Raw genomic sequence first — 26,773 nt, 5'->3', positions numbered from 1 at the left:
TCAGCGGGCGGATAGACGCTTTGACCTCAGGGTATAGTGAAATAGTTTCTTGTTATGCTGTTCAAGAGCCCTCGCGCCAAAGGGCATGCAGGGGGCATGCCGATGGGATGCAAAGCGACGCGGCAACGAGTGCATCCATCCCTGAAAGACCAAGGCGCAATCTCGGCTGCTGACGCTACATTGTTGCCAGCCCCGTTTCTCCAGTGAGAAACACCTTATTCAGCTATTAGCAGAAGTCTATCATAGCGTGTCGCTGCCCCCTGGTGATTCCAATGGCACGGGCATTCCGACGAGACGCGTTGGACGACCCTCATCCGTTAGCCGGTCGATGGTGAACGTTCGTGGAGGGGACTATCTCCCAAACCGCACACTTCGATAATCTAGCGGGCGGTTTGCCCAAGCTCTGATCTTACTTCTAAAGGATAATCTGAATGATGCCGTCGGTTCGGCTACTTGCCTGCCTCGCAGGTCTGATGCCTGCTTCTATCACGGTTGCCGCGGAGGCAACCCATTTCTGGTCTGGAGATTGGTCCTTAACGCTTGGAGGATCCGTCGCACACGGTCCAGCCTTTGAGGGCGCCAAGGATCGCAAGTTTCTTTTCTCCCCCGTGATATCACTTGGGCGGCAGGGTCAAGGGCCTCGTTTCACCTCTCGTAATGACAGCGCCAGCTTCGCTTTTTTTGACAACGACCAGGTCAGAGCAGGTGTTATTGGCAGATTCATCACCGGTCGCGACGAAGATACGTCCGAAGAGCTCAAAGGCCTTTCGCAGGTGAAATTCGGCGGCGAAGTCGGCGGTTTTGTCGATCTCTATCCAGTCGAGAATGTACGGGCTCGAACAGAGCTGCGTCACGGCATCCGAAGCCATCATGGTATCGTTGCGGACCTTGCGGTCGATGCTTTCGTCGACGTGACACCTCAGATTCGGATTTCGGGAGGACCGCGCGCTACATATGCGACGGCGGACTTTGGCCGCGCCTATTACGGCGTAAACGGCAGCGAGGCCCTTGGCTCCGGACTTGCCCCATACGCGCCCGCGAGCGGCTGGCAGTCGGTAGGTTTCGGCGGCGCCATCACCTGGAAAGCCACCCCAAAAATCGAAACGAGCGCATTTGTCGAATACAAGCATCTGGTTGGTGTAGCCGCCGACAGTAGCCTCGTACATCAAAAAGGCTCGCCGAACCAACTCACGATCGGTCTGTCAGCCGTCTACCGTTTCGACTTCTCTCTTGAGTGAGAGCTTCGGCACCTTCCCACCCCAATTCAAGGCGATTTGCCTCGCGGAGTTTGGCTCGACTCAAGCCCAGGACGGCATCCGCAGCCGAGCCAGGAGGACGTTCATGGGCGCGGGCTCGATCTTTGCGGCAGCACCGGATTTCGGCGACCGCTTGCCGTTCGGTGCGCCGAATAGTGCCGGGACCGGCCAAAAGTTTGGAGCGCAGTTCCGACGGATCACGATGAATTTCGCCTGCGCTAAAGTCGCCGGTCCGACCCAAGATCGCGGTAGGATGCAGCCAACGCATGCGCCGTGCCCGCCACGCCTGTGGAAACTTCTGGTGCGGCAAAAAGCCCACTGCAGCCTTGTTCAACCATTTGCTTGAGCCCCGCGGGCCGCTCTACCCTCGGAGTGTTGTCTCTCTAAACCCCTTGATGCGAGCTATGGCGGGAAATGGGTGACGAGGCCGATCAGGCGGCGCGATGGTCAGGGGTCGTCGTTTCGGCGACACCGTCGGTGAATTTGACGCCGGCGATGACCTTTGGCAACTGATTTTCGCCCTTCAGCCGGCGCCAGGTTTTGGCGGCGCTCATGACGAGCTTGAAGACCATGAGCCGTGCTGTGTTGTGGGACAGGCCTCCCTTGGTTCGCACCGTGCGGTGCCTGACGGTGGCGAAGACGCTTTCGATCGGGTTCGAGGTGCGCAGATGGTCCCAGTGTTCGGCCGGGAAGTCGAAGAAGGTCAGCAATGCCTCGTGGTCCTTCGTCAGGCAGTTGACGGCCTTGGGATATTTGGCCTTGTATTTGTCGACGAAGACGGCGATCGCGACCTCGGCGGTTGCCCGATCCGGGGCATCGCGGACCTCCCTGAGATCGGCCTTCATGTTCGGCTGCACCGACTTCGGCACCTTGTTGAGGATGTTGAGGAGCTTGTGTTGGCAGCACCGTTGATGGCGGGTCGAAGGGAATATCTCCTCCAGCGCCTTCCAGAAGCCGAGCGCGCCGTCGCCCACGGCAATTTCTGGCGCAATCGAAAGCCCGCGGGCCTTCAGCCCGACGAGCAGCTCGCGCCAGCTCTGGGTGCTTTCGCGCACGCCGACTTGAAAGCCGACAAGTTCCTTCTTGCCTTCCGGCGTCGCGCCGATGACGACCAGCATGCAAGCGGCATCGTCCTCCATGCGTGCCTGAAGATAGACCCCGTCGGCCCAGATGTAGACGTAGCGGCGGGCTGACAGGTCGCGGCGTTGCCAGCGATCATAGTCGGCCTGCCACTCCTCCTTCAGCCGGCCAATCACCGAGGGGGACAGGTTCGGTGCGTCCTTGCCGAGTAAGGCGGCAAGCGCCTCCTGGAAATCGCCGGTCGAGATGCCGCGCAGGTAAAGGACCGGCAGCAGAGCGTCGAGGCTCTTCGTGCGTCGTGCCCACTTCGGCAGGATCGCCGACGTGAAGGTGATGCGATCCTCGCCGCAAGTCTCCAAAGCCCGGTCGCGCAGCTTGACGCGGCGCACCGCAACCGGACCGATCCCCGTCTGGATCGTTCTTTCAGGCCCATGGCCGTGCCGCACCACCCGGTCCCGCCCATCGCTCAGGCGTTCGCTGGCCATGGCCGCAAGAAACGCCTCGGCTTCCGCCTCCACGGCCTGTGCCAGAAGCCGGCGCGCGCCTTCGCGTAGAACCGATGTCAGGGGATCATCGAGCGTCTCGGGATGCGGAAAGGAAACAACAGTGCTATCTGTCTTCATGGCGTATCGCTCTTTCATGAGGTTCTGGCAGGCTTGTCACCCGCCTCGATACGCCGCCCTCATCAAACCGTCATCACCCAGTTTCCGTCATAGCTCCCTTGATGCCGACCACGCCGATAACGGTAGGCCTACCGTCAGCCCATGCTGCTCCCGTCGAGTTTGGCTCAATCGTATCGTTGGGATTGAGCATATCGACACGGCTGGTAACCGCAGCGGCGCCCAATCAGGAGATATGCCTGCTGTTGCCGTGGTTTGTTGCGCACGCGACTATGGTGGAACCGATCCCGATCAAGCTGTCCGTCAGAGTTCGTCAGGCGCATTGCACCGCGTGAGCGCCCAGCGTATCTCATCGGCGCCTTTTGATTTCCAGGCCACGACCTTCATTTTGGGCAAACCAGGACTTGGTCATTGGATTACTGGTGCGGCGTATACGCTGCTGATATGTAGATCTGGCCAGTGGCGCCGCAAACCTGTCAAACATCTACGCACGATATACCGGCATTTGCAATCAGTGCTCCAATTTGTGCACGACCAGGTTGGCGGGCGCAGCCTTCGGCTGCGTCCTGTGGCAGTTGCAAGGCGGCAACCAAAAATTTGTCCGTCAAGGGCACCACGGTCGGCAATGTCGATCGCGATCTGTATGGCCCGGCGGTCTGATCGATCCCGCGCTCGTGACCCGGGTGCGAGGCACGAACCGATGCGCCTTGGCAGACAGCGACACGTTTCGAAATTTGGCCAGAAACGACCTGAGCATCGCTGACCGGCAAGACGCGCGTGCCGGTCAACAGCCAACATCTGCGGACCGATCCGCAATCCAAGGTCTTTTGGGCCACCTCAGCGTCACCGACGATGAGACGTCGGTTCGGGTTGGCAACCCCTGCACTCTGTCGAGTGGATGGGGACGTCACCATCCCCACCCCTCACAGGCCCGCACAAACGGAGTTCCCGTATTCGTTCGCTTTCAGATTACGAGTACGCTCCGCGCGTTGCGGGCGAAAGTCCAAGCCGTCCAAGACTAATGTCCGGTTTTGGCTTTGTGCTTTTTCGGCTTCTGCGCGGGTCTTGGTGTCTCAGCCTCGCCAACGCGCTTCAGGTTCAGCTGACTGATCCCGACTGCCACATTTAGCCCTTGCGTGCCTTCAGCGCTGAACGGTTGAAGCACAACACTCTTGTTCGAGCCGCCAACCAGCGCGTTTGCGCCCAGTCCAACGATCACCGAGGCGCCGGCGGAAGCGCCAACATAACTGCCCTCAAGGACGAATTCGCCGGGCTGCAGCCGACCGGAGGGAACGACCGCCCAGGCCAGATAGGACTTTGACGTCACGCCGACATCAAGGCCGAGCTTGCTGATCGTTCCACTGTAGCCCTCAACCCAACCGCTGGCATGCTCGAAAGTACAGCTAACCTTCTTGCTCGAGCCCAGGATCAGACCAATGCCGCCTGCGACCTCGCATTCGAGGACGCCGGCCTTTCGCTTGGTGTCAGAAGCGGAGGGCTTTGCACCACCGGCCTGTGCTTGGGTGGCTACGACCAGCCCTGCCAGCACGATTGCCGTAATATTCATGACATTGCGCATTCAAGTACCTTTCTACTCACTTTTCACAGACAACCCTCAAGGGAGAGTTGTCGGCTTCAGTTGCGCCTGGCCGCATTCAGGTGATTTCTCACACCGCAAAAAACGGCAGATATTGGCTTGCTCGGCAGGCTCACACCTTAGCTCAAGCCAATACAGGCCCATCGCAACGTCGTCTGGACGATTGCGGGGGCTTCAAGGCTCCCAGGCTGCCCTTATGCGCAAATAGGTTAAGTTGCGTTGCGTTATCGAGGGCGGGCCGGAGCTATGACGGAAACTGGGTGATGACGGTTTGATGAGGGCGGCGTATCGAGGCGGGTGACAAGCCTGCCAGAACCTCATGAAAGAGCGATACGCCATGAAGACAGATAGCACTGTTGTTTCCTTTCCGCATCCCGAGACGCTCGATGATCCCCTGACATCGGTTCTACGCGAAGGCGCGCGCCGGCTTCTGGCACAGGCCGTGGAGGCGGAAGCCGAGGCGTTTCTTGCGGCCATGGCCAGCGAACGCCTGAGCGATGGGCGGGACCGGGTGGTGCGGCACGGCCATGGGCCTGAAAGAACGATCCAGACGGGGATCGGTCCGGTTGCGGTGCGCCGCGTCAAGCTGCGCGACCGGGCTTTGGAGACTTGCGGCGAGGATCGCATCACCTTCACGTCGGCGATCCTGCCGAAGTGGGCACGACGCACGAAGAGCCTCGACGCTCTGCTGCCGGTCCTTTACCTGCGCGGCATCTCGACCGGCGATTTCCAGGAGGCGCTTGCCGCCTTACTCGGCAAGGACGCACCGAACCTGTCCCCCTCGGTGATTGGCCGGCTGAAGGAGGAGTGGCAGGCCGACTATGATCGCTGGCAACGCCGCGACCTGTCAGCCCGCCGCTACGTCTACATCTGGGCCGACGGGGTCTATCTTCAGGCACGCATGGAGGACGATGCCGCTTGCATGCTGGTCGTCATCGGCGCGACGCCGGAAGGCAAGAAGGAACTTGTCGGCTTTCAAGTCGGCGTGCGCGAAAGCACCCAGAGCTGGCGCGAGCTGCTCGTCGGGCTGAAGGCCCGCGGGCTTTCGATTGCGCCAGAAATTGCCGTGGGCGACGGCGCGCTCGGCTTCTGGAAGGCGCTGGAGGAGATATTCCCTTCGACCCGCCTGGAGTTGCCCCCAAAAGACCGGACATGCTCAGGTTTGAGATTGCGAGCTGATGAACTCGCGCGGCGATTGATATCCTAAAGCACTGTGCGGGTGAAGATTGTTGTAGTGCTCGAACCAGAACGGCAGTTGCGCCATGACGGTTTCGGCGTCGGGGGTTGGATTCACCGAGACGTAATCGCGCTTGAAGGTTTTGACGAACGCCTCGGCCATGCCGTTCGACTGTGGGCTTCGCACCGGTGTCGTGCACGGTTCCATGCCGATCTCGCGCAGCAAGGATGCGGTGTCCCTGGCGATGAAGCAAGAGCCGTTGTCGGTGAGCCATTCGATGGGTTCGGACAGCATGTTGATGCGGTAGAAGCGGTTCTCGACAGCGGTGATCACGAGGTCCTGCACGTCTTCGCTCTTGATACCTTCGGTGGTGGCGACATGGGCGATTGCTTCACGGTCGCAGCAGTCGAGGGCGAAGGCGACACGGACCTTCTCCTTGTTGTCGCAGCCGATCTCGAAGCCGTCGGAGCACCATCTGATGTTCGAACGCTCGACGGCGACCAGGCCGTCGTGAAGGCGATCATCGACCGCTCCGGTATGACGCACCAGCAGCAGATTGTGCAGCTTCATCACCCGGTAGACCCGCTTGGCATTGGGCCACGAACGCCCCAGTTTCCGGGCATTCCGACGCAGGATGGCATGGACACGCCGATAGCCGTAGGTGGGCGTATCGGCGATGACGGCCTTGATGTCCTCCACCAGCTCGCGATCAGGTAGAGGCGGGCGTCCTCTGGCTCTGGAAGGGGAACCTGCGGCACGCGCAGCGATATTCGAGCGGGCGACACCTAGAGTTTCGCAGACGGTCTTCATTCCAAAATCCCCCTCGGAAGAGAGAGCGAGCGCAACAGATGTTTTTTTGGGCCACCGGCGATTTCGAGGGCTTCCTTCAGGATTTCGCTCTCCATAGTCTTCTTGCCCAACAGGCGTTGCAACTCCTTCACCTGGGCCTGAAGCGCCCGGTATTCGGAAGCCGGAACGACCTCCTCTTCGGCGGCCGTCGCCGTCAGTGCCCCTTGGGACGCCAGCTTGCGCCAGGCGAACAACTGGTTCGGCTGGATGCCGTGCCGACGTGCGACGATGCTCACCGTCGCGTCCGCCTCATAGGTCTCATGGATGATCGCCAGCTTCTCTGCCGTGCTCCAGCGCCGCCGACGCTCCGGCCCGGAGAGAACTTCCATCTTAAAATTGCTGCTAGTCATATTACCAACATTACTCCTACCCACTTAGCTAAGTGGGGGAGCATGTCCGGGCCTTTCGGGGGCTAATTCACCGCCATCAACGGTGCTGCCAACACAAGCTCCTCAACATCCTCAACAAGGTGCCGAAGTCGGTGCAGCCGAACATGAAGGCCGATCTCAGGGAGGTCCGCGATGCCCCGGATCGGGCAACCGCCGAGGTCGCGATCGCCGTCTTCGTCGACAAATACAAGGCCAAATATCCCAAGGCCGTCAACTGCCTGACGAAGGACCACGAGGCATTGCTGACCTTCTTCGACTTCCCGGCCGAACACTGGGACCATCTGCGCACCTCGAACCCGATCGAAAGCGTCTTCGCCACCGTCAGGCACCGCACGGTGCGAACCAAGGGAGGCCTGTCCCACAACACAGCACGGCTCATGGTCTTCAAGCTCGTCATGAGCGCCGCCAAAACCTGGCGCCGGCTGAAGGGCGAAAATCAGTTACCAAAGGTCATCGCCGGCGTCAAATTCACCGACGGTGTCGCCGAAACGACGACCCCAGACCATCGCGCCGCCTGATCGGCCTCGTCACCCATTTCCGACCATAGCTCGGCGGGCCGGAAGCCGCTACTTACCCAAATTGTCCCGAGTGTTCAGGCACCGAGAGACGAGGTGATTGAGCAACGGTCCCGGTCGATTATCGAGCGCACGAAGCCAGTTAAACAAGGGGATGCGCCTCGGGATGTGGCGCGCTCACAGGTGGCCCCCGCCCCACACATTAACCGAATGGAATGGCCCCGCTGGGGCGGTTGCTTACCGGTTACCGCGGCGAGTTCCGTACGCGCGATTTTTTTTATTGCCCTCGGTTAGCGAAGGAAATCGCCGCCGGAAAGAACCTGAAAATTCGACGACCGATCAGAAATCGGTCGTCATCGAGGCCTTCACGGTCAAAGGAGCGCCTTGCGAAATCGTGCCGAAGCTCGCGACACCGGACCAATAGTCGAGGTCGAAGACATTCTCGACCTCGGCTCGGAATGTGACAGGCGCTTCGTTGATCGTCGTCAAATATCTCGCGCCGAGATCGAACCTGGTCCAGGAGGGGATTTCTTGAGTATTGGCCGCGTTGACGAACTGATCGCCCGTATGGATAACGCTACCGGTCAACGTCAGGCCTTCGATGAAGGGTGTGTCCCATTCAGCGCCAAGATTGATCTGCACTGTCGGAACGCCGATCGGTGTCTTGTCTCGGGTCGCGGCATTGTTGGTTTTCGTGAGTTCGCCCTGAATGAAGGTGACACCGCCAAGCAGGCGGAGTTCGGATGTCACGTCGCCGAAGATGTTGACCTCCAATCCGCGGTTGCGCTGCTCACCGCCTTCGACGAAGGCCGGGCCACTTGCGCGCGCTTCGAGTTGGCCGAAAGGTTTTTCGATCTGAAACGCACTGATCGTCGCCGCTATAGGGCCAAGTTCGAGCTTCGTGCCGATTTCATATTGTCTGGATCTGTAGGGTGCAAGCGTTTCGCCGGCATTGACGGCCGTCGCGGGGGCGCTATCGCCAACACTGAGGCCTTCAACATAACTGGCGTAAATCGCGACGTTTTCCCATGGCTTGACGACGATGCCGACAAGCGGAGTGACTGCCGCCTGATCAGATGAGGCGATAACATTGCCTGCGATGGAACCGTAGTTTTCCGTGTCGATATGCTGCCAGCGGCCACCCAGCATCAATTGGATCCGCTCATCCAGCATCGACATCGTGTCTGAAAGCGCAAAGCCGTAAAATACGTTCTGCGATACCTTTGGCACATGGTCTGGACGCGGTACATGCTGCTCCGGGCGATCGCTCGGAGAAAAGAGGTTCGTTGATTGTATGCTTCCGGAGCGCGACCCGCGGGCGAGGCTCTGCTGAAGTCCACTGGCCTGGAAGGTGACCGTGTGCTCAACCTCGCCGGTATCAAAGGCTGCCCGCGCCCCGACCTCGGCCGTCAACCGGTTTACATCGAAGATGAAGTTCTGCGGCGTAATGCCGACATCTCCAGCCGAACTGAGAATGGTTGGCGTATCGAAAAGGCGTTCTATACGCGAGTTGCCGCCCCCTAAGGCGCCAAATACCATGACGTTGTCCGCGAGGTCATACTCGACACGCCCAAGCCAAAACTGATCCTTTCCAATCGACCACTCCCAGGGCTCTTGGACATTGGACCGGCCATCCGGTGCGTCCGGAATGTCGATACCGTCAAGCGGAAAAAATGGTCGCAGCGGTGCCTACCCGTTGACCGATGACGTCGAGCGTGGCTCTGAAAGCCTCGCCTTCATAGTCGAGCGCAAGCGCGCCCACCGCCACTTCACGCGATTGGTTATCGATCGCAGTGTCCCCACCGTGAATGCTCCCGTTGAAGCGAGCACCGAACTGACGCTCCTCTCCGAACCGGCGGCTAAAATCCACATCGCCTCCACCGTATCGATCGGAAAGATAGTCCGTCGTGACCCGTGTCAGGTCGGCATCCCCTGCACGCTTGGGGACAATATTGATGGTGCCGCCAACGCTGCTGTTGGGAGAGATGCCATAGAGCATCGCAGTGGGACCTTTCAGCACCTCGACCCGTTCAACGTAATCCGTGAAAGCGCGGTAGGTTGGTGCTACCCCAAAAACCCCATCGAAAGCGATCTCACCAAAGTTGCCCTCATTGAGAGGGAACCCTCTGACATAGAAGGTGTCGAGCATCCCGCCAGAGGCATGAGTGCTACGTACAGATGGATCGGCCGCCAACACATCGGCCAATGTTTGCGCCTCTTGGTTTTTTATCATCTCCACAGCGAAGCTCGCGATGCTGAACGGCGTATCCATGAAATCGCTGTTGCCGAGCAAGCCGACATGCCCTGCGTGCGCCCTCTGTCCTCCGGCTGAGGTCTCGGGCACAATGCCAATCGTTCCTTTTGATGAACTTGCTTTTATCTCGATCTGCTCCAGCGTTGTCGTCTCTTGTGCTGCCGCAGTGCGGCTGACCGTCAACAGAAAAAGAGCCAAGAGTCCGACATCCAATTTCATAGTCGGCCTCTCATGACACTCTGATCGAAAGCATTTTTTGATACGCCAGGCAGGCAGATTTCGTGCTGAAGGACCGCGATAAATAACATGACACCAATAGTCACCTTCTTAATTGCACGCAGCGTGCAGATCGTGTGGGTAGGTTGTCGTGCAACCCAAACGGCTCGACGTGCCGGCACAACGCAAAGCCGCTTGCTCCTGTTTATTCACCCGTTTGGGTGAGGTCTGGAATCCAAGTCTGTTGGACCGATGAGCGCGGCAAAACATGGCAGGTGTAACTAACTCGGCGTTCAATAGGTATTTGCGAGATAGTCGACGATCGCGTTGGCGTCTGCCTCATCGATCGGCGCGTGGTAGACCCTTATCATTTTTTGAACTTCGGCTTCCCAGAAGGGTTGGCCCTTCTTGCTCGGCTGGTGGTTGATGTAGTCGACGGAGTGGCACGAAAGGCAGTTGTTCATCGCAGCCTCAAAGCCACGTTGAAGACCTGGCTTGAGCTCGGCTGTTTCGCCCGGCAACTCGTACGTCTTCGGCGCGGCCAAGGCGGTGCTGCCTATGAAGATCAAGCAGGACGCAAGCGCGACGCCGACGATAAGGATCAATCGATCATGTTGAGACATATCCCATCTCCTCAACCGGCTACGACATGCGTCGTTTCAACGACATTGCGCATGTAGCCGCAGGGATTCCAGCTCGCTTTCATGGGTTGGGTCTGGCCTGCACCGTTCGTCGCACGAACCAACAGATCATGCCTGCCGATGGCAAGGCGCAGCGTCGCCCTCCATTCGCGAAAAGAGTAATTTCCGAGGTCCTCGCCAAGTGTTGCACCGATCCAGGTCTGGCCCCCGTCTGCCGAGACAGAAACATCAGCGATGCCTGAGCCGCCATCGAAGGCGATACCACGCAACGCGATGTTCCCGGCCTTAACGCGAGCACCGCTTTCGAGGTTCGTAATGAACGAGCGTACGTTGAGGCGGTTGATTGGAACCGTTGCAATTGGTGCCTTTCCAGGCTCCACGCAGGCGCAATCATTTCGTGGGATACGATAAGCCGACTTTACCCAAAAACCGTCGAATGGTGTGTCATGGACCGTGATGGCGTTGAGATGTTTGACCCAATAGGTGCCGTAATATCCTGGCACGATCAGTCTTAGAGGGTAGCCGTTCAGCCAAGGCAGGTCCTGCCCGTTCATGTTATATGCCAACATCACCTCTCCATCGCGCGCGTGGTCAATGTCGAGTGCTTTTTCAAAGTCTGGGGTCTCGGGGATAACCGGGCCGTCAAGACCGGCGAATGAGACCTGCACCGCTCCCGGCTTGACGCCGGCCCTGTCCAGTACGGCCTTGAGTGGTACGCCTCGCCAGCGCGCGTTGCCCATGGCGCCATTGCCGAGTTGTCCACCAGCAACGCGCGGTTCGACAAAGCCACGGCTGTTTCCTGAACACTGATTGACTGCAACAATTTCAGTTGCAGCAAAACCGGTTTTAAGTTCGGCTAGCGAGAGTGCGACACGATTGTCGACATGGCCCTTGATCTCGAGCCGAAAGGCCTCAGGGTCGATCTCGAGAGGAACGTTGGCGAGATGATACCGCACAAAGAAGGCGTCGTTTGGTGTTATTACACCCTCATTAAAGACCGGAAACGGGGTCTCCAGCTGGGGAGGACGCGAAGTCAGCTCGATGAGTTGCCGCTTGCCCGGCACGGTGACGAGCTTTCGCACGCCATTCTCTAAGGGCATCGTGACCATATCGGCGGCGATCGCGGAAAACCGGGACCCGCTGACAGCCACGGCGCCGATCCCAAGGGCCCCTATGGCGCCGGATTTCAGAATCTGTCGTCTGTTTTGCATTGCGTCCTCTTGAGTACGGTTACCGGGACTTCAGACGCACGCGGCGTCTCGTCTCACCCTATTTCGAGTTCTTTTGAATGAGGTTGGGGCGCTGGAGCCGCTACTTGAATTTGAAGCTGGTTGGCCGCTTACCCCGGCATGATGCGGTCGCCGCGTGCGAAGCGATGGCAGATCTTGCATCGAGAGAGCCAGCTCCTCGTCACCGACCAAGTGAGCAGCGTCACGCGCCATGGCCTGGAACGTGACCTTTTGCCAGATGCGCTCCGGTTCAATCGGCGATCTCTCTCACGCCCTTCATCGAACTGGAAATGCAAACGCGGTCTCCTTTCTCGAGAGAAAGGAGACCGCGCCAGATAGAAACGTAATACATCAAGGCTCGATCAAGCATACCTGCGCTTCACCGGCCGTAATGCAATACTCTTCCGAAGCTGATGCAACGTTAGTCGCAGCAGCCGACAGAGCACAAAACGCAGCAGTCAAAAGAACAAACTTTTTCATATTACATTCCTTTCTTGCAACTTGATTCCATCTGCGACCATTTCAGTCAAAATAATTTCCTATTTTGAGTCAATACGTAAATTTCAGTTTCTTTCTCTTCAGCCGAATCCACCCTCTGCTTGACCCATAACCCGCACCCAACCTTCGCCTGGTCCACCCAGCCCATCCCCTTGAAGAGACCAAGCTTCTGCCGCAGTCACACCGCCAGTCGCCCAGCCTTACGCCACGCGCCTTGCAAAGAATGCGATAATCTCGGCCACCCGATCGGCAGCCTCGTCGGAATCTGCGCAGCCCTTTCTTGTCCAGAAATCTCCCCGAATAGCTGTAGGCCGTCGTGATCTCGAAAGCCGCAATGGCTGACGGTGATAACGCGACCGATCCTCCAAACCCGCCCTCACCCACATCAGCTAGCGCGCCGACACCGCCCGGGCACGCGCGCAAGTCACGCGCGGTTGCAGTCGGCTAACACGGATCGCGACTAATAATTGAATAAGCCAGAGGCGCCTTCTTCACCGGCAACCCATGAAGACGACCGGCGTTCGCCACTCCTTACACAGGCGCACCAATGAGAAGGTTCTATCTGGAAAGGCTCGATTGCGTAGATCGTCACCCGCGACGTTTCCGCCAGCTCGGCCACGGCAAAATGGCGGGCTTTCACCTGGCCAGGGGATCAACTGAACGCGCCAGACGCGCAGATCGTGAATACGATCGACTATTAGACAACACGCAGATAAACAACATGGAGGCGTCTCAACCCGTCAATGCACGGCCCCATGGCGCCTGCGGACCAAGCTCGCGTGTCGTGGCCTTGATCTCATCAATCGCTGAACGCGCCCAACGCGCGTGCAGGGCGGACCCTGGAGGCATCGTCGGAAAATGCTAGAAGCGGCCATCGATCGAGCAGATATCGCGATCGCGTTAGGGCGCCCCCGCCAGCTTTTTTTAGAGAGACCCGTCGACGATGACGACCGGCCGCCCCAATGAACAGGCCTCGACGCGGGCTTCAACCCGGTAGACCGAACGCAGCATTTCCGCTGTGATCACGTCGCGTGTCGGGCCGCTTGCCAGCACCGAGCCGCCGCTGATGACGACTGTGTCGTCGCAGTAGCGCAGCGCATGATTGAGGTCGTGCAGCGCAATCAGGACCGCCATGCCCGCCTCGGCCGACAAACGCTTCATGAAGCCGAGAACTTCGATCTGGCGAAAGAGATCGAGCGCCGAGGTCGGCTCGTCCATCAACAGCACTTCAGGCTTGCGCATCAGCGCCTGGGCGATCGAGACGAGCTGCCTTTGGCCACCCGACAGTTCTGCGAGCCCGCGAAACGCGAGGTCAGCGATCCGCAATTCGCCGAGCACCCGGTCAATCGCCGACAACTCGGCGTCCTTCACTTTCCAGCCCGATCCCTGCTTGGCTGAAAGAATCACGGATTCGTAGACGCTGAGTACCGCATTGGCGCCCGTGTCCTGCGGCATGTAGCAGATGCCTTCGGGCCCCTTGGCCGCGTCCGACAGATGCACGGTGCCAGGCCCAGACGTCAGGCCGGCAATGCGCTTGAACAACGTCGACTTGCCGGCCGCGTTCGGACCGATCACCGCCGTCAGCCCGCCGCCGCGCAATACGCCGGTGTTAACGTCGGAAAGCACGACACGGCGGCCGTAGTTCGCGCCGACATTTTCCAGCGACAGGCTTACCATGCGCGCCTCCTGTTGGTGAAAATCAGGACGAAGAAGAAAGGTACGCCGACAAGTGCGGTGATGACCCCGATCGGCAGCACCGCGCCCGGGATCAGCATCTTGCTGACGACTGAGGTGACGGACAGCAGAAGAGCGCCGCAAAGCACGGAGGCCGGCAAGAAGAAGCGCTGGTCCTCGCCGACGAGCATACGGGCGATATGCGGCCCGACGAACCCGACAAAGCCGATGGCACCGACGAAGGAGACGGGGATCGCCGCAAGCAGGCTCACCGTCAGCATCGCCTCCAGCCGCAACCGGCGCACGTTGATGCCAAAGCTTGCGGCCTTGTCGTCGCCGAGCCGGAGCGCAGTCAGCGCCCAGGCACGACGTGCAAAGAGCGGCACCGCGAAAAGCAGCACAGCGCCGGTGATCCAGACCTTGGGCCAGGTCGCCTTGGTCAGGCTGCCCATTGTCCAGAAGACGACGGCGGCAAGGGCCTGCTCGGAGGCGAGATACTCAAGCAGCGACAGCGCAGCATTGAAGGTGAAGACGAGCGCGATGCCAAGCAGTACGATGGTCTCGACGGTCACGCCGCGCATCGTCGAGGCGAAGTGGATGAAGAGCGCTGCGACCATCGCCGAGCTATGGCGGGAAATGGGTGACGAGGCCGATCAGGCGGCGCGATGGTCAGGGGTCGTCGTTTCGGCGACACCGTCGGTGAATTTGACGCCGGCGATGACCTTTGGCAACTGATTTTCGCCCTTCAGCCGGCGCCAGGTTTTGGCGGCGCTCATGACGAGCTTGAAGACCATGAGCCGTGCTGTGTTGTGGGACAGGCCTCCCTTGGTTCGCACCGTGCGGTGCCTGACGGTGGCGAAGACGCTTTCGATCGGGTTCGAGGTGCGCAGATGGTCCCAGTGTTCGGCCGGGAAGTCGAAGAAGGTCAGCAATGCCTCGTGGTCCTTCGTCAGGCAGTTGACGGCCTTGGGATATTTGGCCTTGTATTTGTCGACGAAGACGGCGATCGCGACCTCGGCGGTTGCCCGATCCGGGGCATCGCGGACCTCCCTGAGATCGGCCTTCATGTTCGGCTGCACCGACTTCGGCACCTTGTTGAGGATGTTGAGGAGCTTGTGTTGCCAGCACCGTTGATGGCGGGTCGAAGGGAATATCTCCTCCAGCGCCTTCCAGAAGCCGAGCGCGCCGTCGCCCACGGCAATTTCTGGCGCAATCGAAAGCCCGCGGGCCTTCAGCCCGACGAGCAGCTCGCGCCAGCTCTGGGTGCTTTCGCGCACGCCGACTTGAAAGCCGACAAGTTCCTTCTTGCCTTCCGGCGTCGCGCCGATGACGACCAGCATGCAAGCGGCATCGTCCTCCATGCGTGCCTGAAGATAGACCCCGTCGGCCCAGATGTAGACGTAGCGGCGGGCTGACAGGTCGCGGCGTTGCCAGCGATCATAGTCGGCCTGCCACTCCTCCTTCAGCCGGCCAATCACCGAGGGGGACAGGTTCGGTGCGTCCTTGCCGAGTAAGGCGGCAAGCGCCTCCTGGAAATCGCCGGTCGAGATGCCGCGCAGGTAAAGGACCGGCAGCAGAGCGTCGAGGCTCTTCGTGCGTCGTGCCCACTTCGGCAGGATCGCCGACGTGAAGGTGATGCGATCCTCGCCGCAAGTCTCCAAAGCCCGGTCGCGCAGCTTGACGCGGCGCACCGCAACCGGACCGATCCCCGTCTGGATCGTTCTTTCAGGCCCATGGCCGTGCCGCACCACCCGGTCCCGCCCATCGCTCAGGCGTTCGCTGGCCATGGCCGCAAGAAACGCCTCGGCTTCCGCCTCCACGGCCTGTGCCAGAAGCCGGCGCGCGCCTTCGCGTAGAACCGATGTCAGGGGATCATCGAGCGTCTCGGGATGCGGAAAGGAAACAACAGTGCTATCTGTCTTCATGGCGTATCGCTCTTTCATGAGGTTCTGGCAGGCTTGTCACCCGCCTCGATACGCCGCCCTCATCAAGCCGTCATCACCCAGTTTCCGTCATAGCTCACCATCGCCATCAGGAAGGCGTTGATCGGCACCATGTAGTGGACCGCAACCGGAAAAATCGCGATGCCGGCGACAAGACCGAGTGCGGCCCCAAAACTTGCAGCAGCGGAAATGCCGAGCGTGAAGGGGCTTGCCAGCGGATTGGCAAGGATCGTCTGCATCTGGGCGCCGGCGACCGACAGCGAGGCGCCGACCGTCACCGCCATCAGCGCGATCGGCATACGGATGTCCCAGATGACCACGCGCAGCTGGTCGCTCACCGTGTCGGCGCGAAAGAGCGCCGTCAGCACGTCCGAAAGCGGATAGTTTGCGGGGCCAAGCGCCATATCGACGGCAATCGACGCCAGAAGTGCGGCCACGAGACAGAAGATCAGCACCAGGCGGCGCAGAACGAGGGCGCGGTAACGCCCCCATATGCGCTAACTTAAGGGCTAGACGGCCTGAATCTGTCTGTGATTCATAAGGTAGATGCGAACAACTGATTCCATCGATCCCGATTGGTCCAGGCTGCTGTCGAAGCTGGAGCGTGTCATTGATCTCGGCGCGACCGCGCGTACTTCGGGTGCGCTTGTGCGGCGACGTGGTGTTGGTGACGCCGCGACCTTGCTGCGGCTGGCATTGGCTTACGGGCCCGGCGGCATGAGCTTGCGTTCAGCCGCCGCCTGGGCTGGTCTGAATGATGTGGCGGCGATTTCCGACGTTGCTCTTTTGAAGCGACTGCGCGGATCGGTCGATTGGCTGGGGGACATCGCCGGAGCGCTGCTCCGCAATGCTTCAGACGCGGCACGCACCACAGCTGCGCGCCGCCTACGTATTGTTGATGGTAGTTCCATCTCGCAGCCCGGCAGCACTGGCACGGATTTCCGGCTTCATGCGACATATGAGCCCGCTCTCGCCCGCTTCACGCATCTGGAATTCACTGATGTTCACGGTGGCGAAAGCTTTTCACGCGTGCCGATCGATCCGGGCGACATCGTTCTTGGCGATCGCGCCTATGCTCGCGCTCCGGCGCTCCATAAAGTCGTGTCCGCCGGGGCGGACTTCATCGTGCGTATGGCCTGGTCCAATGTCAGGCTCACGTCGCTTGATGGCCGGCTGATTGACTGGAATACAATTTACAGCACGATGATGCCCGGTGACGTTTGCGAACAAGAGGTGCGGGTCGAATATTCCGGCCCCGGCTGCAAACACCGCGGCAAACCGCTGTTTCATGCCCGGCTCATTGTCCGGCGGAAAGACGAGGAAGCGACGGCTCGCGCAGAAAAGTCCGCCCGCCGCCGACATCAAAAACGCGCAGATGGGGGTCGGATCCGGTTGAGGGCGAAATGACAGTGCGCCGGGAGACTGGCAAGGAGCAGATGGTGCAAGTCCGTCACGATGAAGGAATAGCAGTCCACATCGGCCCCGAGTCGTGCGCAGGCGTTCGTGAGGACGTCGGCGAAGCGTCGGTAGGGGAGCATGCAGGCCAGCCATTGAGCCGCGAAATCGCCTCATCTCGGATGCCGACGCCTTTGTCATGGCGGAAGGCCACATGGGAAGGTGCGCTATTGCGAGCACCTGACCAATCCGGCGCGGTCGTAGACCCTGGCATGCATGGAAGCTCTTTGCGCGGGAACCGGGAGATCTCCGGGTCGGCCCCGACCTCCTCTATGGAGGGCGTGGTCCGCAGCGGGAAGGCGAGGAGCCGTAGCCGCTGATGAACGACACGGAGAAGTCTGACTCTGGCATAGTAGCTGAGAAACCGACGAACAAAGCTGGGCAACCAGCGGCGGAGTCGGTGGAGCCAAGGCTGGGGACCAAGGGGAACGCGGAACAGCAACACATGCACCGGACACAGACCCTGGCTCGCATGACCCAGTCGCTGGACCGCGTACGAAAAGCCGCAAGGCGGAGGAAGAAGGAACAGCTCACCGCGCTCTTCCACCACATCAACGTCGATTCACTCCGGACAGCGTACTATGCGCTCAAGCGTAAGGCCGCCTCCGGAGTGGACGGCGTGACGTGGCAAGACTACGAGACAGACCTTGAGCCCCGGCTCGAGGACCTGCACAGACGGGTCAACAAGGGAGCGTACCGCCCGCAACCGTCCCGCCGGACGTACATACCGAAGGCGGACGGGAGACAGCGGCCATTAGCGATTGCCGCTCTGGAAGACAAAATCGTCCAAGGAGCCACGGTCATGGTGCTGAACGCCATCTACGAAGGTGACTTCTGTGGTTACTCCTACGGGTTTCGACCCGGAAGGGGACCGCACGATGCGATGGATGCACTGTGCACGGCAAACGGAAGGTGAACTGGATAATTGACGCTGACATCCAGAACTTCTTTGGGGCGGTCAGCCAGGAATGGCTGGTTCGCTTCTTGGAACACAGGATCGGCGACAAGCGCATCATCCGCCTGATCCACAAATGGCTGAAGGCGGGCATCCTCGAAGACGGGATCGTGACCGTAGATGACAGGGGAACGGGACAGGGCTCAGTGATCTCACCGCTGCTCGGGAACATCTACCTGCATTACGTGCTCGACCTGTGGGCCAAACGCTGGCGACAGCGCGAGGCCACCGGCGACATGATCATCGTGCGTTATGCTGATGATCTGATCGTCGGTTTCGAGCGCGAGGGCGACGCTCGTCGCTTCCTCGCTGCGATGCGCGCGAGGCTTGAGGAGTTCATGCTGTCGCTTCATCCGGACAAGACCCGGCTGATTGAATTCGGTCGCTTCGCTGCGGTCAATCGCAAGCAACGCGGGCTCGGCAAACCGGAAACCTTTACCTTCATGGGATTTACGTTCATCTGCGGAAAGTCACGCCAAGGGCTCTTCCAGTTACAACGGAAGACCCGCAGCGACCGCATGCGCGTGAAACTTCAGGAGGTCAAAGAGGAGCTACGCCGCCGCAGGCACCAATCTATCCCAGAACAGGGACGGTGGCTGCGTCAGGTAGTCGAGGGGCATATCAGATATTTTGCGGTGCCCACCAACCGTCGTGCAATCGGGCAATTCCGGCTTCATGTGATCGACCTCTGGCGAAGGGCGCTCAAACGCCGGAGCCAGAAAGATAAAACCACATGGACGCGAATTACCCGCATCTCTGACGGTTGGATTCCTAAGCCGCGCATCCTTCATCCATGGCCTGACGCGCGCTTCGCCGTCACTCACCCAAGGTAGGAGCCGTATGCGTAATGTGGCGCCGGAAGATATGTTGCGCTCAAGCGCGGCGCCCAGCGTTTCCGCCGCGAAGGCGCTTTCGAGCGCCACATAACAAACGGACCGATAGTGTTCGGACCTCCTCATAAACCCGGAGTTCCGATCATGTTCGACGCCCTCTTCAATTACCCCAAGGTTCTGGCACGGCATCTAGCCGGTCCGGCAGCTGACGAGCGACAGCGCTATCTCGTGCATCGCGCCACAGTGGATGGGGTTGCGCATGCCACGTTGCTGCGGATTGCCAGAGAACTGCTGATTGTCGCCCGATGGATCGATCTTGCACCTGGCAGGCCGGTCACGCCTCAGGATATCCTCTCAGCGGCCCAAAGGTGGGCCGCCCACCAGCTTGCCCAAGGTCGGGCGGGAGATGAACGGTGGTCACGACAGCTGTTCGTTCAGACGGCCACCGCCTGGCTCCGCTTCCTGGGGCGTTTGGTCGAGACGCCGCGCGACGCGCCGGATGGCTTCTCGGCCGACGTCGAGGACTTTGTCACGCACTTGCGTGATGAACGCGGCCTGGCGCCGGTGACGGTTCAGAACCGACGCTGGCATGTCGACTGCTTTCTTAAAACGGCTCGTCCGAGCAAGGCCTCGATCGCGCAAATCACGATCGCCGATATTGATGCATTCCTCGGCTTGAAAGGCCAGGAAGGCTGGTGCTGCGTGTCCGTCACCTCGAGCGCTAACGCACTGCGGTCCTTCTTCCGACATGCCGAGGAGCGTGGGTGGTGTCGCCGCGGGATCGCCGCGGCCATCGACTCGCCGCGGTTATTCAAACAGGAAGGGCTGCCCGGTGGCCCGGCCTGGGACGATGTGCAACGGCTCCTCGCCAGCACCGGCGGAGAAGACGCGCGCGACATCCGGGACCGTGCAATCCTCATGTTATTCGCCATCTACGGTCTGCGAAGCGGTGAAGTGCGGCAGTTGCGCCTTGACGATCTGGATTGGACGAACGAAGTCATCACCGTTAATCGACGAAAGCAATGGCGCACACAATTCTACCCGCTGGTGACTTCTGTCGGCGACGCTGTCCTTCAGTATCTCAAGAGCGTCAGGCCGCGGTGCGCGCGCCGCGAGCTCTTCCTGACGCTCAAGGCGCCATTCCGCGCTTTCGCCCGGCGGCATGTACCATGTGGTCAGCAGCCGCTTGGCGCAGCTCGGCATTCAGGTCCCCAACCACCGTGGCCCGCATTGCCTCCGCCATTCCTGCGCCAGCCGTCTGGTCGCGACCGGGCTTAGCTTGAAGGAGATCGGCGATCATCTCGGCCATCGCAGCGCCTATGCGACACGCATCTATGCCAAGGTCGACCTGACCGGTCTGCGCGAGGTCGCAGATTTTGACCTGCGGGGGCTGCTATGAAGCTCGCCGAGGCAGTTGCCTGCTATGTTGACCATAAGCAGGCAATGGGTATGCGCTTTCGGACGGAAGCCCGCACCCTCAGGTCGTTTTGCCGGGCCATGGGCGATGTCGCCATGCGCGACGTCAGCGCCGTCAAGGTGGCCTCCTTTCTCGCCGGAAATGGCCCGATCACCCGTTTCTGGGAACGCAAGCACAGCGTGCTTCACGGCTTCTATAGATTTGCCATCGCCCGCGGCTACACCGAGGAACGGTCGCTGCTGCCACGGCGTATTCCCAAACCGCAGCAGGTCTTTGTCCCTCACATCTATTCTCGCGACGAATTGCGTCGCTTGCTCGACGCCATCCCGGCAATCGATCATCCTCGTAACCTGATCGACCCGGGAACCTATCGGGTCCTGCTGCTTGTGTTGTACGGCGCCGGACTTCGCATCAGCGAAGCGCTCACCCTGACCCTAGCCAATGTCGATCTTGACGCAAGGATCCTCTGCATTCGAGAGAGCAAGTTCTACAAGACCCGGTTGGTGCCCATTGGTAGCGATTTGAGCCGTGTCTTGACGCCGTATGTCGACGGGCGCCGCGGCGACCCCGACGCGCCACTCTTCCGTTCCCGCCGCGGCGATGCAATCACGCGCCAGAATGCCGAGAATGCCTTCTGCCGGCTCCGTGTCCAGGCCGGCGTCATGCGCGACGACGGGAACCCACGACATCAACCGCGCCTTCACGACTTGCGCGCCAGCTTTGCCGTTCATCGCCTCGTTTCCTGGTACCGCGACGGGGCCGACGTCCAGCGCCTATTGCCGCAATTGTCGACCTAAATGATCTCTGACCTCGACATCCGTGCCGCTTGCGTCAGAATCAGCGGAAAGGGGGGAAAGCAACGCCTTTGTCCTCTGTGGCCGGCGACCGTCGCCGAAATCGCCAAACTCATCGGCGGACGGTCAACGACTGAACCCGTTTTCCAGAATCGGCTGGGCCAGCCGATCACTCGCTTCGGGATCCACACCATGGTCGAACGCCATGCCGCAAAGCTTTTGACCAGGTTCCCGGCATTGGCAACAAAGCGGGTCAGCCCGCATACCATACGACATACCACGGCAACCCACCTGTTGCGCGCCGGCGTCGACATCAACACGATCCGAGGGTGGCTCGGCCATGTCTCGCTCGACACCACCAACATCTATGCCGAAATCGACTTCGAGATGAAGGCCAAAGCCCTGGCCAAGTGCGCGCCTGCTAGCGACGCAAAACCACCCAAACGCTGGCGAGACCAGCCCGGGCTGATGGACTTCCTTCGCGCCCTATAGACGCCTTGTTATGTGGCGCTCGAAAGCGCCTTCGCGGCGGAAACGCTGGGCGCCGCGCTTGAGCGCAACATATCTTCCGGCGCCACATTACGCACGAAATGTGGCCGGCCACATTTTATGCGGGAATTCCGCTCGTACGGATCTGTGCGGGGGGCGCTCAGCAATGAGCGTCCCTACCGCGAACCCTAAGCGCTATTTTTCAGTTTTGGCTAGTTATTGGTCAGGTCGTCCGGGTAGTGACCGCCCCTCTGGACAAACTGGCCCCAGGTTTCCTCGCCTCGTTTCGAGACGACCCGGTGTGCGGGAACATCGGACGCTTCTTCGATGAGACCGAGGCGCATGAGCGGGGCGATCGTTCTGTCGCCGAACAGTTTCTCATAAGTCCGCTCCTGCAAGTCGAGCATCCACCCTGGCGTTCCACGTTCGGTGATGGCAGGAACAAGGCGTCCGCCAGAGGGCGGTCGGTCGCCACGCGACAGGGTGAACAGGCAAATGGTCCAGAAGGCGTCTCTCGGTCGGGGTGGCATCAGCGCCCATTTCACCGGTCCGCTGTCTGATTGCGCGACTACGGGAGCAGGCCCGTTTTCACCGTCATGGATTCCCTCTCGGTATGCCCTCTCGAGCGCATTGGCAATCGCACCTGCGGTATCGACGGAAAGCCCGTATTTCCGGTTGTGGCGGTCCTTCGCGACGATCTCCCGTGCAATTTCCCTGAAGCGGGCCTTACGATATGGATCGGCTGGGGTGCGCCCTGATCGCTTGTTCATGGTGAGGTCTCTATCATTGGAGCCAGGGAAAGTCTGTTGCGCTTGACGATGTCAGCGACGGTGTTTTTGCTGATACCGAGATCGCGAGCGATCCAGCGGTAGCTCCGGCCTTTGGCGTTCAGGGTCATGACCTTCGATGCGAGCCGATCTGATTTCGGTCGCTCACCAGCCTGACGGCCGAGCTTTTTGCCGCGTGCTTTTGCTGCGGCGAGGCCGGATTTGACCCGTTCACTGATCAGGTCACGTTCGAACTCCGCAATGCCGGCGAGGAAGGTCGCCAGCATCCGCCCATGCGGCGACGACAGGTCGAAGGCCATGCCGTTCATGGCGATGACGGAAACCTTCCAGCTTTCCAGTTCCCGCAGCGTGTTGAGCAGGTCGATTGTCGATCGTCCCCATCTCGACAATTCGGTGACCAGTATCGCATCGACCTGCCTGACCTGGGCGAGAGCCAGGACCTTCTTGCGTTCGGCGCGGTCGAGTTTCGCACCGGAGCCTGTTTCCTTAAAGGTCGCCACCACCTCGTAGCCAGCACGAGTTGCGAACGCGGCCAGGTCGCGCTCCTGCCGTTCGCACGACTGATCAGCTGTCGAAACGCGGCAGTAGATGGCGGCACGTTGTCCCAATTGAACCCCCGTGGATTTTGGTGCCGGAAGGCCTTGATTTACAAGGCCTGATTGTTAGGGACAGTTACGGCATGCCACGGCGACATATTCTCACCGAACGACAGCGCTCGGTGCTCTTCGATCTGCCGACCGACGAACTCTCGTTGCTCAGACACTACACGCTGGCCGACGACGACCTTGAACATATCCGGGAACGGCGCAGGCCGGAGAACCGGTTCGGGTTCGCTTTACAACTATGTGCGCTTCGCTATCCCGGTCGGGCGCTCGCGCCAGGAGAGCTGATCCCGCAAGAGGTCTTGTCTTTTATCGGCGCTCAACTCGGCATTCCGGCTGACGCGATTCTCACCTATGCCACTCGCCGCCAGACCCGCCAGCAGCATATGGAAGCCTTACGCGAGATCTACGGCTACAAGGCGTTCGCGGGCCGTGGCGCACGTGATTTGCGAGACTGGCTTTTCGATCAGGCCGAGGATGCGAGGTCGAACGAGGATCTGGCGCAGCGCTTCGTCGCGCAATGCAGGAGAATGGTGACCATCCTGCCGGCGGTGTCAACGATCGAGCGTCTGTGCGCCGATGCTCTCGTTGCGGTCGAGCGACGCATCGAGGCACGGATAGCGGAAAGGCTCGATTTTAATGCGCGCGAGCGACTGGACGGGCTTCTGACCGAAATGGTGGACGGAAACATCAGCCGTTTCATCTGGCTTCGCCAGTTCGAGGTCGGCAGCAATTCCGCGTCAGCGAACCGCTTGCTTGATCGGCTGGAGTTCCTGCGCGGTCTGGAGATCGATCCTCAGATCGTCGTAGGTATCCCGCCACACCGCATCGCGCGTCTGCGTCGGCAGGGCGAGCGTTACTTCACGGATGGCCTGCGCGACATCAGTTCGGATCGGCGATGGGCGATCATCGCCGTCTGCGCCGTCGAGTGGGAAGCCGCGATCGCCGACGCCGTTATCGAGACCCACGACCGTATCGTCGGGAAAACCCGGCGAGAGGCGAAACGGCTCCATGACGAGCGGATTGCCGGTTCCAAGGTGGCGGTCACTGATACGCTTCGCGCATTCACCGCGTTGGGAGCGTCGCTGCTGGAAGCACATGATGACGGCATCCCGTTGGATGATGTCCTGGCACGATCGACCGAATGGCGGCGACTTGAACAACTGGTCGCGGCAGGGACGCAACTTACCAGCGCCTTGACGGATGAACCTTTGGCGTATGTCGGGCAAGGGTATCATCGCTTCCGTCGATACGCGCCACGAATGTTACGATGTCTGAAGCTCAAAGCCGCGCCCGTAGCCGAGGCATTGATTGCCGCCGCACACGTGATTGGCGCAACAGGCACCCCAACGACGCCGGTTACTTCCTTCCTGCGTCCGAATTCGAAATGGCATCGATATCTGCGTGCACGAGATGAGGGCGACAATCGTCTATGGGAAATCGCAGTCCTGTTTCACTTGCGGGACGGCTTCCGATCCGGTGATGTTTGGCTGGATCATTCCCGCCGCTACGGCGATCTCAAGCAGGTTCTTGTCCCAATGGCTTCGGCACAGACAAATGCGAGAATGGCGGTTCCAATCGATCCTCACGCTTGGCTTGCCGACCGTAAAATCCGGCTTTCTGACGGACTGAAGCGCCTGGCCCGTGCTGCTCGCGATGGTGCCATTCCTCACGGTAGTATTGAAGATGGGGTGTTACGGATCGACAGGCTGATCGCCGACGTACCTGAAGATGCCGAGGAACTGGTTCTTGATCTCTATCGTCGGATGCCGCCCGTACGGATCACCGATATTCTGTTGGAGGTTGACGCTGCGGTTGGATTCTCTGATGCTTTTCCTCATCTGAGAACTGGAGCGCCATGCAGCGACCAGGTTGGCTTGCTGAACGTCCTGCTTGCCGAAGGACTAAATCTTGGCCTTCGGAAAATGGCGGAGACCTCCAACACGCACGACTACTGGCAGCTCTCGCGCCTCGCACGCTGGCATGTCGAAAGCGAGGCCCTAGATCAGGCGCTAGCGATAGTCGTAGCCGCACAGGGCAAGCTGCCCATGTCCCGCGTCTGGGGCATGGGAACGACGGCATCAAGCGATGGGCAGTTCTTCCCGTCCGCGCGGCAGGGTGAGGCCATGAACATGGTCAATGCCAAGTATGGCAACGAGCCTGGGCTGAAAGCCTATACCCACGTCAATGACCAGTTTGCACCATTCGCCTCACAGATGATTCCCGCAACAGTCAGCGAAGCGCCATACATCCTCGATGGCCTGCTGATGAATGAAGCGGGCCGTCAGATCGGAGAACAATACGCCGATACTGCGGGGTTTACCGATCATCTGTTCGGGACCAGCGCCATGCTCGGCCATCGCCTCGTTCTGCGCATCCGCGACCTGCCATCGAGACGGCTGTATGTGTTCAATCCGGTGACAATGCCCAAGGATTTACGCGGTCTGGTCGGCGGCAAAATCCGCGAAGAACTGATTATCGCAAACTGGCCTGATCTCTTTCGCTGCGCCGCTACAATGGCCGCCGGAAAGATCAAGCCGAGCCAGTTGTTGCGCAAACTCGCGTCCTACCCTCGCCAAAATGATCTGGCCGCCGCGTTGCGGGAGGTTGGTCGTGTCGAGCGCACTCTCTTTATAATAGAATGGATTCTCGATACCGATATGCAACGCCGTGCGCAGATCGGCCTCAATAAAGGTGAGGCTCATCACGCCCTGAAAAACGCCCTGCGTATCGGACGCCAAGGGGAAATCCGCGATCGAACGACGGAAGGTCAGCATTACCGGATCGCTGGGCTGAATTTGCTCACAGCAATCATCATCTACTGGAATACCGCACATCTCGGCCACGCCATCGAGGATCGGAGAAACGAAGGGCTCGATGTGCTGCCGGAGCTGCTGGCGCATATCTCCCCGCTCGGTTGGGCGCATATCCTACTGACCGGAGAATACCTTTGGCCCATTGGTGAAAAAGCTTAGGGTGTCATTCCGCCCTCAGCCGGAACCGACCCCTTTGATGCAGTGTCCATTCAAAGCATTTGCGAACGCGACCATCTGACAGCACTGCCACATTCCACCAAGCGGCGATCTGCTTGGTGCCGATGTCCTGTCCCGTGCGCTTACCGTGCGCACACAACAGCACGTTTAGCTAAGAATATTGCTCCCCGCGCTGAAAGCGGGTCTGGCGCTGGGTGGATAGGGGTGGATACGCTGATCCCTGCGCCATCGGCGACACAGCGCCGTTTGGTATGGCATTTGCGAAAGCCAGCGGCCAGCTCGATGGCCGTCGTGGCAAAGCAGGGCATCGTTGGCATGGGCTGGGGCCTGCCTTCTCCCCCATCCCTGGCAGCACAAACGAGGATGCAATCCGGTCGCGGCGGAGACGGGTCCGGTCGGGGCTGGCATGGCGCGACGCTGAGCAACGGATGCGGCAGCCGTTGTTGCGGCGGCCGGCCGGTCAGGCCAGAGCCTGAAGGCAGGCACAGCTGGCGCGAGGCAGGCAGCGC

General features: G+C 60.1%; 21 protein-coding genes and 4 pseudogenes. 12 read left to right on the top strand and 13 right to left on the bottom strand.

Annotated elements, in window-relative coordinates:
- Positions 1 to 431: 431 nt before the first annotated feature.
- Complete coding sequence (locus OVA00_RS08245; RefSeq protein WP_268088583.1) at positions 432 to 1,238, top strand: MipA/OmpV family protein; 807 nt, start codon at positions 432 to 434, stop codon at positions 1,236 to 1,238.
- Positions 1,231 to 1,602 carry a hypothetical protein gene (locus OVA00_RS08240; protein WP_268088582.1) on the top strand — a complete coding sequence of 124 codons (372 nt, stop codon included), beginning with the start codon at positions 1,231 to 1,233 and terminating at the stop codon, positions 1,600 to 1,602. Before OVA00_RS08245 ends, OVA00_RS08240 begins: the two co-directional genes overlap by 8 nt.
- A gap of 85 nt (positions 1,603 to 1,687) precedes the next feature.
- On the opposite strand, the gene OVA00_RS08235 is transcribed toward OVA00_RS08240, so the two are convergent.
- Positions 1,688 to 2,959, bottom strand: a complete 1,272-nt coding sequence (locus tag OVA00_RS08235) for an IS256 family transposase (RefSeq protein WP_268088851.1) — start codon at positions 2,957 to 2,959, stop codon at positions 1,688 to 1,690.
- Between the two features lie 1,015 nt (positions 2,960 to 3,974).
- Positions 3,975 to 4,535 carry a DUF992 domain-containing protein gene (locus tag OVA00_RS08230; RefSeq protein WP_268088581.1) on the bottom strand — a complete coding sequence of 187 codons (561 nt, stop codon included), beginning with the start codon at positions 4,533 to 4,535 and terminating at the stop codon, positions 3,975 to 3,977.
- A 355-nt stretch (positions 4,536 to 4,890) separates the two neighbouring features.
- Here OVA00_RS08230 and OVA00_RS08225 point away from each other — a divergent pair.
- Positions 4,891 to 5,676 (top strand): annotated as a pseudogene (locus OVA00_RS08225) (IS256 family transposase); the annotation flags it as partial.
- Positions 5,677 to 5,709: 33 nt separating this feature from the next.
- Here the strand turns inward: OVA00_RS08225 and OVA00_RS08220 are convergent.
- Positions 5,710 to 6,929, bottom strand: a protein-coding gene (locus tag OVA00_RS08220; RefSeq protein ID WP_268088580.1) for an IS3-like element ISRm1 family transposase whose coding sequence is annotated in 2 segments (ribosomal slippage) — positions 5,710 to 6,593 and positions 6,593 to 6,929 — 1,221 coding nt in all. Because the reading frame shifts where the segments join, the coding sequence is not laid out codon by codon here.
- A 74-nt stretch (positions 6,930 to 7,003) separates the two neighbouring features.
- On the opposite strand from OVA00_RS08220, the pseudogene OVA00_RS08215 reads away from it, so the two are divergent.
- Positions 7,004 to 7,486: pseudogene (locus OVA00_RS08215) on the top strand (transposase); the annotation flags it as partial.
- Positions 7,487 to 7,822: 336 nt separating this feature from the next.
- Here OVA00_RS08215 and OVA00_RS39965 read toward each other — a convergent pair.
- The 8 genes and pseudogenes from OVA00_RS39965 to OVA00_RS08180 form a co-directional block, all read right to left on the bottom strand.
- Positions 7,823 to 9,079: a TonB-dependent receptor gene (locus tag OVA00_RS39965; protein WP_442780485.1), complete on the bottom strand. Its 1,257-nt coding sequence runs from the start codon at positions 9,077 to 9,079 to the stop codon at positions 7,823 to 7,825.
- 64 nt (positions 9,080 to 9,143) lie between these two features.
- Positions 9,144 to 9,956, bottom strand: coding sequence for a TonB-dependent receptor plug domain-containing protein (locus OVA00_RS39960; protein ID WP_442780471.1), 813 nt, complete (start codon positions 9,954 to 9,956; stop codon positions 9,144 to 9,146).
- A 290-nt stretch (positions 9,957 to 10,246) separates the two neighbouring features.
- Entirely contained in the window at positions 10,247 to 10,576 is a 330-nt protein-coding gene (gene sorB / locus OVA00_RS08205; protein WP_268088579.1) for a SorB family sulfite dehydrogenase c-type cytochrome subunit, read from the bottom strand.
- 11 nt (positions 10,577 to 10,587) lie between these two features.
- Positions 10,588 to 11,805, bottom strand: a complete 1,218-nt coding sequence (gene sorA / locus OVA00_RS08200) for a SorA family sulfite dehydrogenase catalytic subunit (RefSeq protein WP_268088578.1) — start codon at positions 11,803 to 11,805, stop codon at positions 10,588 to 10,590.
- A gap of 1,440 nt (positions 11,806 to 13,245) precedes the next feature.
- A complete protein-coding gene (locus OVA00_RS08195) occupies positions 13,246 to 13,998 on the bottom strand; it encodes an ABC transporter ATP-binding protein (protein ID WP_268088577.1) in 753 nt (250 codons plus the stop codon).
- Positions 13,992 to 14,615: pseudogene (locus tag OVA00_RS08190) on the bottom strand (FecCD family ABC transporter permease); the annotation flags it as partial. The pseudogene OVA00_RS08190 and the gene OVA00_RS08195, both read right to left, overlap by 7 nt.
- A gap of 33 nt (positions 14,616 to 14,648) precedes the next feature.
- Positions 14,649 to 15,920 carry an IS256 family transposase gene (locus tag OVA00_RS08185; RefSeq protein ID WP_268088859.1) on the bottom strand — a complete coding sequence of 424 codons (1,272 nt, stop codon included), beginning with the start codon at positions 15,918 to 15,920 and terminating at the stop codon, positions 14,649 to 14,651.
- A 92-nt stretch (positions 15,921 to 16,012) separates the two neighbouring features.
- A pseudogene (locus OVA00_RS08180) lies at positions 16,013 to 16,432 on the bottom strand (iron chelate uptake ABC transporter family permease subunit); the annotation flags it as partial.
- A 187-nt stretch (positions 16,433 to 16,619) separates the two neighbouring features.
- Between OVA00_RS08180 and OVA00_RS08175 the strand changes: the two are divergent.
- The 7 genes from OVA00_RS08175 (at position 16,620) to OVA00_RS08150 (ending at position 21,884) form a co-directional block, all read left to right on the top strand.
- Entirely contained in the window at positions 16,620 to 17,345 is a 726-nt protein-coding gene (locus OVA00_RS08175) for a hypothetical protein (protein ID WP_268088576.1), read from the top strand.
- Positions 17,346 to 17,712: 367 nt separating this feature from the next.
- Entirely contained in the window at positions 17,713 to 18,309 is a 597-nt protein-coding gene (locus OVA00_RS39955) for a maturase (protein WP_442780470.1), read from the top strand.
- Positions 18,306 to 19,181, top strand: coding sequence for a reverse transcriptase domain-containing protein (locus OVA00_RS39950; protein WP_442780469.1), 876 nt, complete (start codon positions 18,306 to 18,308; stop codon positions 19,179 to 19,181). The genes OVA00_RS39955 and OVA00_RS39950 overlap by 4 nt, the downstream gene beginning before the upstream one ends.
- Before the next feature lie 144 nt (positions 19,182 to 19,325).
- The gene (locus OVA00_RS08165; RefSeq protein ID WP_268088575.1) at positions 19,326 to 20,459 is read left to right on the top strand and encodes a tyrosine-type recombinase/integrase; all 1,134 of its coding nucleotides are present in this window, start codon (positions 19,326 to 19,328) and stop codon (positions 20,457 to 20,459) included.
- Positions 20,344 to 20,580 (top strand): tyrosine-type recombinase/integrase, encoded by a 237-nt coding sequence (locus tag OVA00_RS08160; protein ID WP_268088574.1) that lies wholly within the window; start codon positions 20,344 to 20,346, stop codon positions 20,578 to 20,580. The genes OVA00_RS08165 and OVA00_RS08160 overlap by 116 nt, the downstream gene beginning before the upstream one ends.
- Positions 20,581 to 20,678: 98 nt before the next feature.
- Positions 20,679 to 21,395, top strand: coding sequence for a tyrosine-type recombinase/integrase (locus OVA00_RS08155; protein ID WP_268088573.1), 717 nt, complete (start codon positions 20,679 to 20,681; stop codon positions 21,393 to 21,395).
- Complete coding sequence (locus tag OVA00_RS08150; RefSeq protein ID WP_268088572.1) at positions 21,396 to 21,884, top strand: tyrosine-type recombinase/integrase; 489 nt, start codon at positions 21,396 to 21,398, stop codon at positions 21,882 to 21,884. It begins immediately after the preceding gene.
- A 209-nt stretch (positions 21,885 to 22,093) separates the two neighbouring features.
- On the opposite strand, the gene OVA00_RS08145 is transcribed toward OVA00_RS08150, so the two are convergent.
- Together OVA00_RS08145 and OVA00_RS08140 are read right to left on the bottom strand one after the other, a co-directional pair.
- Positions 22,094 to 22,651 carry a hypothetical protein gene (locus OVA00_RS08145; protein WP_268088571.1) on the bottom strand — a complete coding sequence of 186 codons (558 nt, stop codon included), beginning with the start codon at positions 22,649 to 22,651 and terminating at the stop codon, positions 22,094 to 22,096.
- On the bottom strand, positions 22,648 to 23,277 hold the full coding sequence (locus OVA00_RS08140) for a recombinase family protein (protein ID WP_268088570.1): 630 nt from the start codon (positions 23,275 to 23,277) through the stop codon (positions 22,648 to 22,650). The genes OVA00_RS08145 and OVA00_RS08140 overlap by 4 nt, the downstream gene beginning before the upstream one ends.
- 71 nt (positions 23,278 to 23,348) lie before the next feature.
- Between OVA00_RS08140 and OVA00_RS08135 the strand changes: the two genes are divergently transcribed.
- A complete protein-coding gene (locus OVA00_RS08135) occupies positions 23,349 to 26,246 on the top strand; it encodes a Tn3 family transposase (RefSeq protein ID WP_268088858.1) in 2,898 nt (965 codons plus the stop codon).
- The last annotated feature ends 527 nt before the right edge of the window (positions 26,247 to 26,773 follow it).

The sequence above is a fragment of the Ensifer sp. SL37 genome (genome assembly GCF_026672675.1).
Taxonomy (GTDB): domain Bacteria; phylum Pseudomonadota; class Alphaproteobacteria; order Rhizobiales; family Rhizobiaceae; genus Ensifer; species Ensifer adhaerens.
The sequence above is the reverse complement of the archived record's forward strand: the minus strand, read 5'-3'. Positions and strand labels throughout refer to the sequence as shown.